Source organism: Mesorhizobium sp. CNPSo 4688 (assembly GCF_057784295.1).
On record NZ_JBWLUY010000107.1, the window covers coordinates 1 to 369 of the forward strand.

Annotated in this window: 1 pseudogene; it reads right to left on the reverse strand. The window is 62.9% G+C overall.

Going from position 1 to position 369, the window contains the following annotated elements:
- Positions 1 to 144: 144 nt before the first annotated feature.
- A pseudogene (locus AC04SH_RS35005) lies at positions 145 to 369 on the reverse strand (hypothetical protein); the annotation flags it as partial.

The following is a 369-nucleotide window of genomic DNA, read 5'->3' on the forward strand; positions in this document are numbered from 1 at the left end:
GGGTGAACATGAGCAGCGCAACCGGCATGTCTGACTGCGGCAAGCTGACCTCCTTCATGTCCGGTCCTTCTGCCGCACCACCAGACGCGCTTGGCTGGCTGTCTGCCTTCCGTGTTAAGCGTGTTCGGTCTGTCCGGTCCTAGTCTAATTCTCCAGCCCGGCCCTTCGGAACGTTTCGGGGAACCGGTCCAGGCTAGCCTCGTTCCGTATGGGGAGACCCCTGCGGAAGAGGCTCAGGCTGAAATCGGGTCGCATGGTGAACAGCCGATCGCGATGGTCCGCAGCACGCACGTCGCGGCCGCACATAGCGTGACATGCGGCGAGGTAAGCCTCGACCCAGAACTGCGGCTCGTCGATACGCTCGTAGGC